Origin of the sequence: Pseudotabrizicola sp. 4114, assembly GCF_031457365.1 — a bacterium.
GTDB lineage: Bacteria > Pseudomonadota > Alphaproteobacteria > Rhodobacterales > Rhodobacteraceae > Pseudotabrizicola.
This window is the reverse complement of sequence record NZ_JAVDWP010000003.1, coordinates 282482-294600: the sequence shown is the minus strand read 5'-3', so window position 1 is coordinate 294600 and position 12119 is coordinate 282482. Positions and strand designations below refer to the sequence as shown.

The following is a 12119-nucleotide window of genomic DNA, read 5'->3' as shown; positions in this document are numbered from 1 at the left end:
CGCCCTCGATGCACCGTTCCCTACGCCGGTATGACCCGGATCAGGTTCGATGGGTTGGCTGAACGCCTCTCAGCCCCATGACAGGGCACCCCAACGGTTGTGCCCCAACGCTAGACCGAAGATTTCCGGCTGGCAAGGGGGCAAGAACCGGGTGCACACGCCCCGCCCCGACCGCCGAACTCCCTACTGGAAACCGCGCAGAGTTTGCGGTAACCCGAGCGGCATGACCCATTCCCTCACGCTCCGCCGCCCCGATGACTGGCACCTGCACCTGCGCGACGGCGCGATGTTGCAAGGGGTGCTGCCCGAAACCGCGCGCCACTTTGCCCGCGCCATCATCATGCCCAATCTGGTGCCGCCGGTCGTCACCGGCGCACAGGCCGCCGCCTACCGCGACCGCATCCTCGCAGCCCTGCCTGCGGGTGCGGCGTTCGAGCCGCTGATGACGCTCTATCTGACCGAGACGACCGATGCCGACGATGTGGCCGCCGCCCATGCCTCCGGTCTGGTCAAGGCGGTCAAGCTCTACCCCGCCGGGGCCACCACCAATTCGCACGGTGGTGTGCATGACGTCGATAAAGTCATGCCGGTGCTGGAGAAAATGGCCGAAATCGGCCTGCCGCTCTGCGTGCATGGTGAGGTGACAACGCCCGAGGTCGACATCTTTGACCGCGAGGCCGTGTTCATCGACACCGTGCTCGACCCGCTGCGCCGCCGCCTGCCGGGGTTGCGCGTGGTGATGGAACATATCACCACGCAGGACGGGGTGGATTACGCGCTCTCCGGTGGCCCGGATCTGGCGGCCACGATCACCACGCATCATCTGATCATCAACCGCAACCATATCCTGGTTGGCGGCATCAAGCCGCACTACTACTGCCTGCCGGTCGCCAAGCGCGAGCGTCACCGCCTCGCCCTGCGCGCCGCCGCCACCTCTGGCGCGGGCCGCTTCTTTCTCGGCACCGATTCCGCCCCGCATGTCGATGCGGCCAAGGAACAGGCCTGCGGCTGCGCGGGCTGCTTCACCGCCACCAACACCATGCCGCTGCTCGCGCATGTGTTTGAAGAAGACACCGCCCTCGACCGGCTGGAAGCGTTCACCAGCCTCAGCGGCCCGGCCTTCTACCGCCTGCCCGTCAATGAGGCCCGCCTGCGGCTGGTCAAGCACGACACCCCGCAAACCTGGCCCGAAAAGATCTACACCGAGGCTGGCCCGGTCACCGTCTTCAACCCCGGCTATCCGGTCCATTGGACCGTAGAGGCCTGATTTGCACCTTTCTTCAAATACTCCCGCCGGAGGCGTCGACGGCAGCGGCAGGAGCCTCCGGCGGGAGTATTTGGAAAAGCTGCAATCCCGACGCGTCAAAAGGATGATCCGATGATCCCCACCTCTTTCCCCCCCCGCGAAGAAATCGCCCGCCTGACCGCCCGCGCGCTGCTGGAAATCAAGGCGGTGCATTTCAACGCCGAGACGCCCTTTACCCTCGCCTCCGGCCTGCCCTCGCCGACCTATATCGACTGCCGCAAGCTGATCTCTTACCCGCGCATCCGCGCGATGCTGATGGATTTCATGGCCGTCACCGTAATGCGCGACGCAGGCTTCGAGGCGTTTGACAACATCGCGGGCGGCGAGACCGCAGGCATCCCCTTTGCCGCGCTGGTGGCCGAGCGCCTTGCGCTGCCGATGACCTATGTGCGCAAAAAGCCCAAAGGCTACGGCCGCAACGCCCGCATCGAGGGCGCGATGACCGAGGGCCAGCGCGTGCTTCTGGTCGAGGATCTGACCACCGACGGCGGATCAAAGCTGTCCTTCGTCGATGCCATCCGCGAGACCGGGGCCACCTGCGCCCACACGGCGGTGATCTTTTACTACGGCATCTTTGACGGCACCACCGAACGTCTGGCCGACCACGGCGTCGCCCTCCACCATCTGTGCACCTGGTGGGATGTGCTGGCCGAAGCCCGCGATCAGGCCATCTTTGACGAAGCCACCCTCACCGAGGTCGAGGCATTCCTCAAAGCCCCCCGCGCCTGGCAGGACGCCCGCAAAAGCTGACGCTACGGCACCTGCGCCATTTTCCGCCGGCGCTGTGACGCGCCGGTGGAAAACCCTGTGCACAGCATGTGGACAACCTGTCGCCAGAATCGAAAAGCCCTGCTAGTCTGACCCATCAACCGCTACATCTTGGGGCAGTCCTGTGGCCTGACACGATCTGCGGTCTCCGCCAAGGACCACGCACAGGGTTATACACAGATTTGTCCCGGCTTGCCCCGGCCCGCCCTGACAGTTTAAACCGCATACTTCATCCGGGGGGCAAGGGCAGGACATGAACGAAGTAGCCAAGATCAGAACTGACCTTCCCGCCACCTCGCCCGATGCCGATACCTTGCCGCACAACATCGAGGCCGAGCAGCAGCTTCTGGGTGCGATCCTGACCAACAATGATGTCTATGACCGCATCGCCAGCACCTTGAAATCCGAGCATTTCTACGATCCGGTCCACCAGCGCATTTATGAGAAATCCGCCGCCCGCATCCAGAAGAACGCCCTCGCCAGCCCGGTCACGCTGAAGCCGTTCTTCGAGGATGACGACGGGCTCAAGGAACTCGGCGGCCCGGCCTACCTCGTGCGTCTGGCCGGGGCCGCGATTTCGGCCTATGCCGCCCGCGATTACGCGCAGATGATCTATGACCTCGCCGTGCGCCGCGAGTTGATCGCGCTTGGCAAAGACATCAGCGCCAAGGCGGCCAAGGTCGACATGGCCTCCGAGCCGCGCGAACAGATCGTCGAGGCCGAACAGCGGCTGTACAAACTGGGCGAACAGGGCGTGGCCGAACGCGGCTTTCAATCGTTCCTCAAGGCGGTCACCGATGCGGTGAACGTGGCCAACGCCGCCTATCAGCGCGGCGGCGGCCTTGCCGGCATTTCCACCGGCCTCACCGATCTCGACAAGAAACTCGGCGGCCTGCACGAATCCGACCTGCTGATCCTCGCGGGCCGTCCGTCGATGGGCAAAACCTCGCTCGCCACCAACATCGCCTTCAACATCGCGAAAGCCTACAAGCGCGGCCGCAAACCCGATGGCCATGAGGGTGCTGTCGAAGGCGGCGTCGTCGGCTTCTTCAGCCTCGAGATGAGCGCCGAACAGCTCGCCGCGCGGATTCTCTCCGAGGCGTCTGAGGTGCCCTCCGAACAGATCCGGCGCGGCGACATGACCGAAACCGAGTTCCGCCGTTTTGTCGAGGCTGCCAAACAGCTCGAATCCTGCCCGCTCTACATTGACGACACGCCCGCCCTGCCGATCAGCCAGGTCGCCGCCCGCGCGCGCCGCCTCAAGCGGACCCATGGCCTTGACGTGCTGATGATCGACTACCTGCAGCTTCTCAAAGGCTCGGCCAAAAGCTCCGAAGGCAACCGCGTGCAGGAAGTCTCGGAAATCACCCAAGGGCTGAAAGCCATCGCCAAAGAGCTCAACATCCCGGTCATCGCCCTGTCGCAGCTTTCGCGTCAGGTGGAAAGCCGTGAAGACAAACGCCCGCAACTGTCGGACCTGCGCGAATCCGGCTCGATCGAGCAGGATGCCGATGTGGTGATGTTCGTCTACCGGGATGAGTATTACAAAGAACGCGAAAAGCCCGGCGATCACGAGCTGGAAAAGATGGCCGCCTGGCAGACGGTGATGGAACAGGTCCATGGCAAGGCCGAGGTGATCATCGGCAAACAGCGCCACGGCCCGATCGGCTCGGTCGATCTCAGCTTCGAGGGCCGCTTCACCCGCTTCGGCAACCTCGCCAAACCCTGGCAGGGCGACGGCCCCGGCTACTGATCCGGCCCCACGACCGCGCACGACCCGTTGCATTGCAGCTTTTCCAAATACTCCCGCCGGAGGCTCCGCCCTTCCCGCCACGCCACACCTCAGACCTATCCTGCGGCAGCAGCGGGCGCGGGGGGCTCGATGCCCCCAAGCCCGCCCCTTTCCGCCGAAACCCCGTTTTCCGCTTGACCGTAACCCCTGATCCGACAACAAACCCCCATGACAACAGCGACCCTCTCCATTGATCTTGATGCCATCGCCGCCAACTGGCGCGCGCTGGACCGTGCCTCGTCCTCCGGCGTGCAGACTGCGGCCGTGGTCAAGGCTGACGCCTACGGCCTTGGCATCACCCGCGTCGCCCGCGCACTGGCGCAGGCCGGGGCGCGGCGGTTTTTCGTCGCCGTGTCCGAGGAAGGCGCGGCCCTGCGCCAGGCCCTTGGGCCGGGGCCGCAGATCTGCGTGATGTCGGGCCATATGGCGGGCGACACCGAAATGGTGCACGACCTCGACCTGTGCCCGATGCTGAACAGCATTGATCAGGTCACCCGCCATCTTGAATCGCTGCCCGGCCTGCCGTTCGGCGTGCAGCTCGACACCGGCATGAACCGGCTCGGCATGGAAGAGGCGGAATGGGAGGCGGTGGCCCCCTTCGTGCTGGAGGCCGGGCCGGAACTGATCATGTCGCATCTGGCCTGCGCCGATGAGCCGGATCATGCGCTCAACGAGCTGCAGCTTGCCACCTTTCACGCCATGACCGATGGCACCGGCGTGCCGCGCTCGCTGGCGGCCACGGGCGGCATCCTTTTGGGGCCGAAATACCATTTCGACCTGACCCGCCCCGGCATCGGCCTTTATGGCGGACGGCCCTATGAAGGGGCCTCCCGCGTGGTCGGCCTGTCGCTGCCGGTGATCCAGACCCGGGTGGTGCAAGCCGGGGAATCGGTCGGCTATGCCTGTGGCTGGACCGCCGACGTGCCCAGCATGATCGCCACCGTCTCCGGCGGCTATGCCGACGGTCTGCTGCGCGCGCTGTCCAACAATGCCGTGCTCTGGGATGGCGACACCCCCTGCCCGCTGGTGGGCCGGGTCTCGATGGACCTGATCACGGTTGACATCAGCCATCTGTCCTATGTGCCGCGCAGCCTCGACATTCTCGGCCCGCATCAGACGGTGGACGATCTGGCCGATATCGCCGGCACCATCGGCTATGAGATCCTGACCTCGCTCGGCTCCCGCTATACCCGCCGCTATCAGGAGGGCAGCGCGTGAGCGCAGCCCCGGACCCGCGGCGCCTGGGCCACCTTGGCCTCGCCCTGCGCAGCATCGGGCGGTCTACCCTTGGCGCGCTGGCGGCCATCGGGCGCGTGGTGCTGTTTGCCGCCTCGACCCTTGGCCATCTGGTGCGCCCGCCATTCTACTGGCGCGAATTCGGCGCGCAGGTGCTGCAGATCGGCTGGTACAGCCTGCCCGTCGTCGGCCTGACCGCGCTGTTCACCGGCGGCGCGCTGGCGCTGCAGATCTACTCGGGCGGCGCGCGCTTCAATGCCGAGGCCGTGGTGCCCTCGATCGTTGCCATCGGCATGGTGCGCGAACTTGGGCCCGTGCTGGGCGGGCTGATGGTCGCCGCGCGCGTTGCCTCGTCCATCGCAGCCGAGCTTGGCACGATGAAGGTGACCGAGCAAATCGACGCGCTGACCACCCTGTCGACCAACCCGATGAAATACCTTGTCGTGCCGCGCGTGCTGGCGGCCACCCTTGCGGTGCCGGTGCTGGTCGGCGTCGGCGATGCCATCGGCATCATGGGCGGCTGGCTGGTCGGCGTGACCCGGCTGGACTTCAACTCGGTCACCTACCTCAAGAACACCATCGACTTTCTGGAGGTCTGGGATGTCGGCTCCGGCCTCGTCAAGGGGGCGGCCTTCGGCTTTATCGTGGCGCTTCTGGGCTGCTACCACGGCATGACCTCCGGTCGCGGCGCGCAAGGCGTGGGCAAAGCCACCAAATCCGCCGTCGTCGCCGCATCGGTCCTGATCCTCGCCGCCAATTACCTGCTAACCGAGGTGTTCTTTACCTCATGATCACCCTGTCAGATGTCAGAAAATCCTTTGGACCCAACCACGTATTGCGCGGGGTTAATCTGACGATCCCCACCGCCAAAAGCATGGTGATCATCGGCGGCTCCGGCACCGGCAAATCGGTGTTGCTCAAATCCGTGCTGGGTCTGGTCACGCCTGACAGCGGCACCATCGCGCTGGATGGGCAAGACGTGCGCCGCGCTGAACGTGATGCCTTTCTCGCCCGGTTCGGCATGCTGTTTCAGGGGGGGGCGCTGTTCGACTCGCTCCGGGTCTGGGAAAACGTCGCCTTCCGCCTGATGCGCGGTGCTGCCCGCCGCCCCAAGGATGAGGCCCGCGCCATCGCGCTGGAAAAGCTGCGCCGCGTCGGCCTTGGCCCGCAGGTGGCGGACCTTTACCCCGCCGAGCTGTCGGGCGGCATGCAGAAACGCGTCGGGCTCGCCCGCGCCATCGCCGCCGAGCCCGAGATCATCTTTTTCGACGAGCCCACCACCGGGCTGGACCCGATCATGGCCGGCGTCATCAACGACCTGATCCGCGAGATCGTGGTCGAGATGGGGGCCACTGCCATGACCATCACGCATGACATGTCCTCGGTCCGCGCCATCGCGGATGAGGTGGCAATGCTGCACGAAGGCACCATAAAATGGACCGGCCCCGTCGCGGAAATGGATGATTGCCCGGACCCTTACGTGCAGCAGTTCATCCATGGCCGGGCCACCGGCCCGATCAACGCAATCCGGTAGGCGCGCGCCATGGACCCGCTGTTTCAGGTTGATCTGTCCTTCGTCTTTGAACAGGCCTCGATCTGGCGCACCTTGGTCCAGACCCTGATCCTCATCACCCCGCTTGCCATTGCGCTGTCGGGCTATGCCACATGGCGCATCGGTGACCGCCGGGGGCTGCTGCTGATCGCTGCTGTCGTGCTCTATACGCTCTGGATGCTCTGGCCGCAGCTCCTCGCTCCCGAACTGGTGTTGCCGGGGCGGGTGGTGTCGGTGATCGGCTGGTTCTGGCTGGTCGCTGCCTGGGGGCGGCAGGCCAGATGGCATGAGCCTTTCCTGCTGGCCGCCAACAGCGTTGTGGTCACCTTCCTGATCACACTCATCCTGACCACAGCCGTTGCGCTGATCCGCGATGCCCTCGGCTTTGATGCCCCGCTCTGAGCGCACAAGTTTCCAACGCGGAAACAATGCTCTCTATCCACCTGTTTTTGTTGGCGGCCGTCTCAGGCAAAACCAAAATCATTTGCCACTCACGCAGGCCGTTGCATAGTTAACGCCGCGTCTCAGGGGTGGTGTGAATGTTTGGTGATCGTGCGGGGTTCTGGCCGCTTTTTCTGTCTGTGCTGCAAAATCTGGCGCAGGCCGTGGTGCTGGCCGTAGCTGTCGGCCTCGTCGGGGCCAGCGTCATCGCTGCCATCGGCTGGATGCCCTGGCCACAGATCGCGGTCTCGCTTGGCGGCACCCCGGTTGCACAGGCGGGCATGTGGGCGCAGCTCACGCTGACGCTGCTGGCGCTGCTGTTGCTGATCTACCTGCCCGCGAATGCCCGGATGGCCCGGCTTGAACGCTCGCACCGCAGCTTTGCCATGGGGATCGAGGATGTCGCCCGCGCCTACCGGCTCGCCCATGCCTCCGACCGCGCCGGTGTCTTTGCGCTGTCTGCCGAATTCGACTCGGTCCGCGCCCGGATGGAGCATCTGCGCAACCACCCCGATCTTGGGCATCTGGAACCCGAATTGCTGCAGATGGCGGCGCAGATGAGCCATGAGACCCGCGACCTGGCGCGCGCCTATTCCGACGAAAAGGTCGCCCGCGCCCGCCTGTTCCTGCGCCAGCGTCAGGAAGAGGTGCATGCGCTGACCGACCGTCTCGCCGCGGCCCGCCTCACCTGTGACGAGTTGCGCCGCTGGATGCAGGATGTCGACCGCGAGGAACGCCAGGCGCAAACCCAGCTGCGCCGGCTGGAGGCCGATCTCAAAGAGATTCTCCCCACCCTCGGCTATGATTTCGATATCGAAGACGCGCGCGACGTCAACGTGGTCAGCCTGCCCAAACCGCAGAAAGAGGCTTGACCGCGCGACACAAGACCATGACGACAGGCCATGAAATGGCTCAACCTCAGCTTGCTGATCCTGTTCCCGCTGTCGTGGTTTGCGCCACTGTTGCGCGCGGGCCTGTTGCCGCTGTTCGGGCTGGACGAGATTTCCGTGATCACGGGGCTGCAATCGCTCTGGGCCAGTGATGTGGCACTGGCGCTGGTGGTCACGGTCATGGCGATCGTGGCACCGATGGCCAAGACGCTCGGGCTGGCGCTGATTGATTTCGGGCTGATGTCTTCCCGCGCCCTGCCCGGCCTGCGGCTTCTGGGAAAACTGGCCATGGCCGAGGTCTTCCTGATCGCGCTTTACATCGTCGTGGTCAAAGGCGTCGGGCTGGCCACGGTCGAGGCGGCCTGGGGCCTCTATCTGTTCACGGCCTGCATTCTGCTCAGTCTGTTTCTGTCCCATCGTCCGGACCGGAGCTGACCGGCCACGCTGACCCGGCCCAGCAGGCTTGAAGACCGCCCCGGTTCCGCGCTAGTCAGACGCATGAGCAAATCCTCCTCCAGCTTCACCTGCACCGCCTGCGGCGCCAGTTCCAAGAAATGGCAGGGCCGCTGCGACGCCTGCGGTGCATGGAACACCATCGTTGAGGAGGCCCCGCTTTCCGCTGGCCCCAAATCGCTGGGGCACAAGGGCCGCGCCATCCACCTCACCGACCTTGCCACCGAAGAAGACCCGCCGCCGCGCGCCTCATCGGGCATAGACGAGCTGGACCGCGTGCTTGGCGGCGGGCTGGTGCCCGCCTCTGCCATCCTCGTCGGTGGCGACCCCGGCATCGGCAAATCCACGCTGCTGTTGCAGGCCGCCGCAAGTTTTGCCCGTACCGGCCTGAAAGTCCTGTATATTTCCGGCGAAGAGGCGGCGGCACAGGTCCGCATGCGGGCCCAGCGTCTTGGCCTGCAGGATGCCCCGGTCGGCCTTGGCGCCGAAACCAACCTGCGCGACATCCTGACCACGCTGGATGCCGAACGCCCCGCCCTTGCGATCATCGATTCGATCCAGACCATGTGGCTTGATACGGTCGAGGCCGCCCCCGGTTCGGTGTCTCAGGTCCGCGCCGCAGCACACGAGCTGGTGACCTTCGCCAAAAAGCGCGGCGTGGCGGTCATTCTGGTGGGCCATGTCACCAAGGATGGCCAGATCGCCGGCCCGCGCGTGGTCGAACACATGGTCGACACCGTGCTCTATTTCGAGGGCGAGCGCGGCCATCAGTTCCGCATCCTGCGCGCGGTGAAAAACCGCTTTGGCCCCGCCGATGAAATCGGCGTGTTCGAGATGACCGGCAATGGTCTGGCACAGGTGACCAATCCTTCGGCGCTGTTCCTGTCCGACCGCGACCGCCCGGCCCCCGGCTCTGCCGTATTCGCGGGCATCGAGGGCACAAGGCCGGTGCTGACCGAAATTCAGGCGCTGGTCGCGCCCTCCACCCTCGGCACCCCGCGCCGCACCGTGGTCGGGCTTGATTCGGGGCGGCTGTCGACGATTCTCGCGGTGCTGGAGGCGCGCTGCGGTATCCCGTTTACCGGCCTTGATGTGTTCCTCAATGTCGCCGGGGGCCTGCGCGTCAACGAGCCCGCCGCCGATCTGGCCGTCGCCGGTGCGCTGCTTTCCGCGCGTGAGGATGTGGCAATTCCGCCAGACATGGTGCTTTTCGGGGAAATCTCGCTGTCGGGCGCGCTGCGTCCGGTGGGGCAGACCGAAAACAGGTTGAAAGAAGCCTCGAAACTTGGTTTTCAGCAGGCCACCCTGCCCACGGGGTCGAAAACCGTGGGCGGAACAGATATGCGTCTGCGTCAGATGCCCGACCTGACCGCCTTTGTCGGCGAGATGTTCGGCGCAGGCTGACGCGGCACAAAGGAGCGGATGAATGGAAGGCTTTACTCTGGTAGACGGAATCGTGGCGGGCGTAATTGTCCTGTCTGCGATCCTTGCCTATTCACGCGGCCTTGTGCGCGAGGCGATGGCTATCGCGGGCTGGATCGGGGCCGCCGTGCTGGCCTTCATCTTCGCGCCCGCAGCCCAGCCGCTGATCAAGGAACTGCCGGTGGTCGGCGACTTCCTCGGCGACAGTTGTGAGCTGTCGATCATCGGGGCCTTCGCGCTCGTCTTCGCGGTCGGTCTGGTCATCGCGGCGCTGTTCACGCCATTGTTTTCCAGCGTCGTGCAACGCTCTGCCATCGGCGGCATCGACCAGGCGCTCGGCTTTCTGTTCGGCGTGGCGCGGGGCGTGATTCTGGTGGCGGTGGCCTTCATCGTCTACGACCGCGCGGTGGCCGCCAACACCATCCCGATGGTCGATAATTCCCGCTCTGCCAAGGTCTTCGCCAGCTTTCAGGCCAATATCGACAGCACCATCCCCGCCGACGCTCCGGGCTGGATCGTCTCGCGCTACAACGACCTGACCGCCGCTTGCGCCGTGCCTGCCACCACGCCCACCGCCGAACCGACCCCTGCCGGAAACTGATCCGGCCACGCCTGACGCCGCATTGCAGCAAATTGGCACCGTCAATCTGCTGCAATGCACGTGACACTGGCGTGACCATGCCGTAAAGGGTGGCGCATCTGACCCAGATGGAGCAGCCCCATGCGTCCCTTCCTGTCCCACCCCTTTGATGATGACAAGTTGAAGGAGGAATGCGGGATCTTTGGCGTCATCGGCGTCTCCGATGCGGCAAACTTCACCGCGCTTGGCCTGCACGCCCTGCAACATCGCGGGCAAGAGGCGGGCGGCATTGTCGCCTACCACCCCGAACACGGTTTCAACTCGGCCCGCCGCTTCGGCTATGTGCGTGACAACTTCACCAAGGCCGACGTGATGGACACGCTCCCCGGCCAGCTCGCCATCGGTCATGTCCGCTATTCCACCGCCGGGTCCAAGGGCGCGACCGCGATCCGCGACGTGCAGCCGTTCTTCGGCGAATTCTCGATGGGCGGCTGCGCCATCGCGCACAACGGCAACCTCACCAACGCGGCGGCGCTGCGCAAAGAGCTGATCGAGCGCGGCTCGATCTTCCAGTCCTCCTCCGATTCCGAATGCATCATCCACCTGATGGCGCGCTCGATCCAGAAGAACCTGTCCGAGCGGATCAAAGACGCCCTGCGCGCCTGCGAAGGCGCGTTTTCCGTCGTCGCCATGACCCGCACCAAGCTGATCGGCGTGCGCGACAGCCTCGGCGTGCGCCCGCTGGTGCTGGGCCGCATTGGCGATTCCGGCTGGGCGCTGTCGTCGGAAACCTGCGCGCTCGACATCATCGGCGCCGATTTCGTGCGCGAGATCGACCCCGGCGAAATGGTGGTGATCGAGGGCAACAAGGTGATCTCGTCCCGCCCGTTCCACCCGGCGCAATCGCGGTTCTGCATCTTCGAGAAGGTCTATTTCTCCCGCCCCGACAGCATCATCGGCGGCCAGTCGGTCTATGAGACCCGCCACCGCATTGGCATGGAACTGGCGATCGAGGCTCCTGTTGATGCCGATCTGGTCTGCCCGGTCCCCGATTCCGGCACGCCCGCCGCCATCGGCTACTCGCAGCAATCCGGCATCCCCTATGCCATGGGCATCATCCGCAACCAGTACATGGGCCGCACCTTCATCGAACCCACGGAATCGATCCGCAACATGGGTGTGCGCCTGAAGCTCAACGTCAACCGCGCGCTGATCAAGGGCAAGCGGGTGATCCTGGTTGACGATTCGGTGGTGCGCGGCACCACCAGCCGCAAGATCAAGGACATGATCCTTGATGCGGGGGCCGCCGAGGTTCACTTCCGCATCGCCTCGCCCCCCACCGCCTGGCCGTGCTTTTACGGCGTCGACACGCCCGAACGCTCGAAACTCCTCGCCGCCACCATGTCCGAGGATGAGATGCGCGACTGGATCGGCGTCGACAGCCTCAAATTCATCTCGCTCGACGGCCTCTACCGCGCCGCCGGTGAGGCGGCGGGCCGCGACCCGCTTGCCCCGAAATTCTGCGATGCCTGCTTCTCCGGCGACTACCCTGTCACCCCCTCTGACAAGATCGCCGAGGGCTTCGAGATGAAAGCGGCAGAATAACCGCCCCGACCCTGCCCCCCTTTATCTTGGCAAAAATATCCCACGGGGGTGCGGGGGTGTGAAACCCCCGCTTC

At 65.0% G+C, this 12119-nt stretch carries 12 protein-coding genes and 1 riboswitch; all 12 genes read left to right on the top strand.

The window, feature by feature from the left end; translation table 11 throughout:
- A riboswitch (TPP riboswitch) is annotated at positions 1-103 on the bottom strand.
- A 120-nt stretch (positions 104-223) separates the two neighbouring features.
- A complete protein-coding gene (gene pyrC, locus J2X53_RS08850) occupies positions 224-1267 on the top strand; it encodes a dihydroorotase (RefSeq protein ID WP_349037126.1) in 1044 nt (347 codons plus the stop codon).
- A 111-nt stretch (positions 1268-1378) separates the two neighbouring features.
- The gene (locus J2X53_RS08845; RefSeq protein WP_349037125.1) at positions 1379-2056 is read left to right on the top strand and encodes an orotate phosphoribosyltransferase; all 678 of its coding nucleotides are present in this window, start codon (positions 1379-1381) and stop codon (positions 2054-2056) included.
- Between the two features lie 271 nt (positions 2057-2327).
- Complete coding sequence (locus J2X53_RS08840; protein ID WP_349037124.1) at positions 2328-3827, top strand: replicative DNA helicase; 1500 nt, start codon at positions 2328-2330, stop codon at positions 3825-3827.
- Between the two features lie 207 nt (positions 3828-4034).
- Entirely contained in the window at positions 4035-5084 is a 1050-nt protein-coding gene (gene alr, locus J2X53_RS08835; RefSeq protein ID WP_349037123.1) for an alanine racemase, read from the top strand.
- The gene (locus J2X53_RS08830) at positions 5081-5893 is read left to right on the top strand and encodes an ABC transporter permease (RefSeq protein WP_349037122.1); all 813 of its coding nucleotides are present in this window, start codon (positions 5081-5083) and stop codon (positions 5891-5893) included. The genes alr and J2X53_RS08830 overlap by 4 nt, the downstream gene beginning before the upstream one ends.
- Positions 5890-6636 (top strand): ATP-binding cassette domain-containing protein, encoded by a 747-nt coding sequence (locus J2X53_RS08825; RefSeq protein ID WP_349037121.1) that lies wholly within the window; start codon positions 5890-5892, stop codon positions 6634-6636. Before J2X53_RS08830 ends, J2X53_RS08825 begins: the two co-directional genes overlap by 4 nt.
- A 9-nt stretch (positions 6637-6645) precedes the next feature.
- Positions 6646-7056, top strand: coding sequence for a hypothetical protein (locus J2X53_RS08820; protein ID WP_349037120.1), 411 nt, complete (start codon positions 6646-6648; stop codon positions 7054-7056).
- A 137-nt stretch (positions 7057-7193) separates the two neighbouring features.
- Positions 7194-7967, top strand: a complete 774-nt coding sequence (locus tag J2X53_RS08815; protein ID WP_349037119.1) for a DNA repair protein — start codon at positions 7194-7196, stop codon at positions 7965-7967.
- A gap of 30 nt (positions 7968-7997) precedes the next feature.
- Positions 7998-8420, top strand: a complete 423-nt coding sequence (locus J2X53_RS08810) for a paraquat-inducible protein A (RefSeq protein ID WP_349037118.1) — start codon at positions 7998-8000, stop codon at positions 8418-8420.
- Between the two features lie 63 nt (positions 8421-8483).
- On the top strand, positions 8484-9842 hold the full coding sequence (gene radA, locus J2X53_RS08805) for a DNA repair protein RadA (RefSeq protein WP_349037117.1): 1359 nt from the start codon (positions 8484-8486) through the stop codon (positions 9840-9842).
- 22 nt (positions 9843-9864) lie between these two features.
- Complete coding sequence (locus J2X53_RS08800; protein ID WP_349037116.1) at positions 9865-10461, top strand: CvpA family protein; 597 nt, start codon at positions 9865-9867, stop codon at positions 10459-10461.
- Positions 10462-10581: 120 nt separating this feature from the next.
- Entirely contained in the window at positions 10582-12045 is a 1464-nt protein-coding gene (gene purF / locus J2X53_RS08795) for an amidophosphoribosyltransferase (RefSeq protein WP_349037115.1), read from the top strand.
- Positions 12046-12119: the final 74 nt, after the last annotated feature.

Coding starts and splice junctions, on each gene's coding strand:
- pyrC (WP_349037126.1), top strand. CDS start 224: ATGACCCATTCCCTCACGCTCCGCCGCCCCGATGACTGGCACCTGCAC.
- J2X53_RS08845 (WP_349037125.1), top strand. CDS start 1,379: ATGATCCCCACCTCTTTCCCCCCCCGCGAAGAAATCGCCCGCCTGACC.
- J2X53_RS08840 (WP_349037124.1), top strand. CDS start 2,328: ATGAACGAAGTAGCCAAGATCAGAACTGACCTTCCCGCCACCTCGCCC.
- alr (WP_349037123.1), top strand. CDS start 4,035: ATGACAACAGCGACCCTCTCCATTGATCTTGATGCCATCGCCGCCAAC.
- J2X53_RS08825 (WP_349037121.1), top strand. CDS start 5,890: ATGATCACCCTGTCAGATGTCAGAAAATCCTTTGGACCCAACCACGTA.
- J2X53_RS08820 (WP_349037120.1), top strand. CDS start 6,646: ATGGACCCGCTGTTTCAGGTTGATCTGTCCTTCGTCTTTGAACAGGCC.
- J2X53_RS08815 (WP_349037119.1), top strand. CDS start 7,194: ATGTTTGGTGATCGTGCGGGGTTCTGGCCGCTTTTTCTGTCTGTGCTG.
- J2X53_RS08810 (WP_349037118.1), top strand. CDS start 7,998: ATGAAATGGCTCAACCTCAGCTTGCTGATCCTGTTCCCGCTGTCGTGG.
- radA (WP_349037117.1), top strand. CDS start 8,484: ATGAGCAAATCCTCCTCCAGCTTCACCTGCACCGCCTGCGGCGCCAGT.
- J2X53_RS08800 (WP_349037116.1), top strand. CDS start 9,865: ATGGAAGGCTTTACTCTGGTAGACGGAATCGTGGCGGGCGTAATTGTC.
- purF (WP_349037115.1), top strand. CDS start 10,582: ATGCGTCCCTTCCTGTCCCACCCCTTTGATGATGACAAGTTGAAGGAG.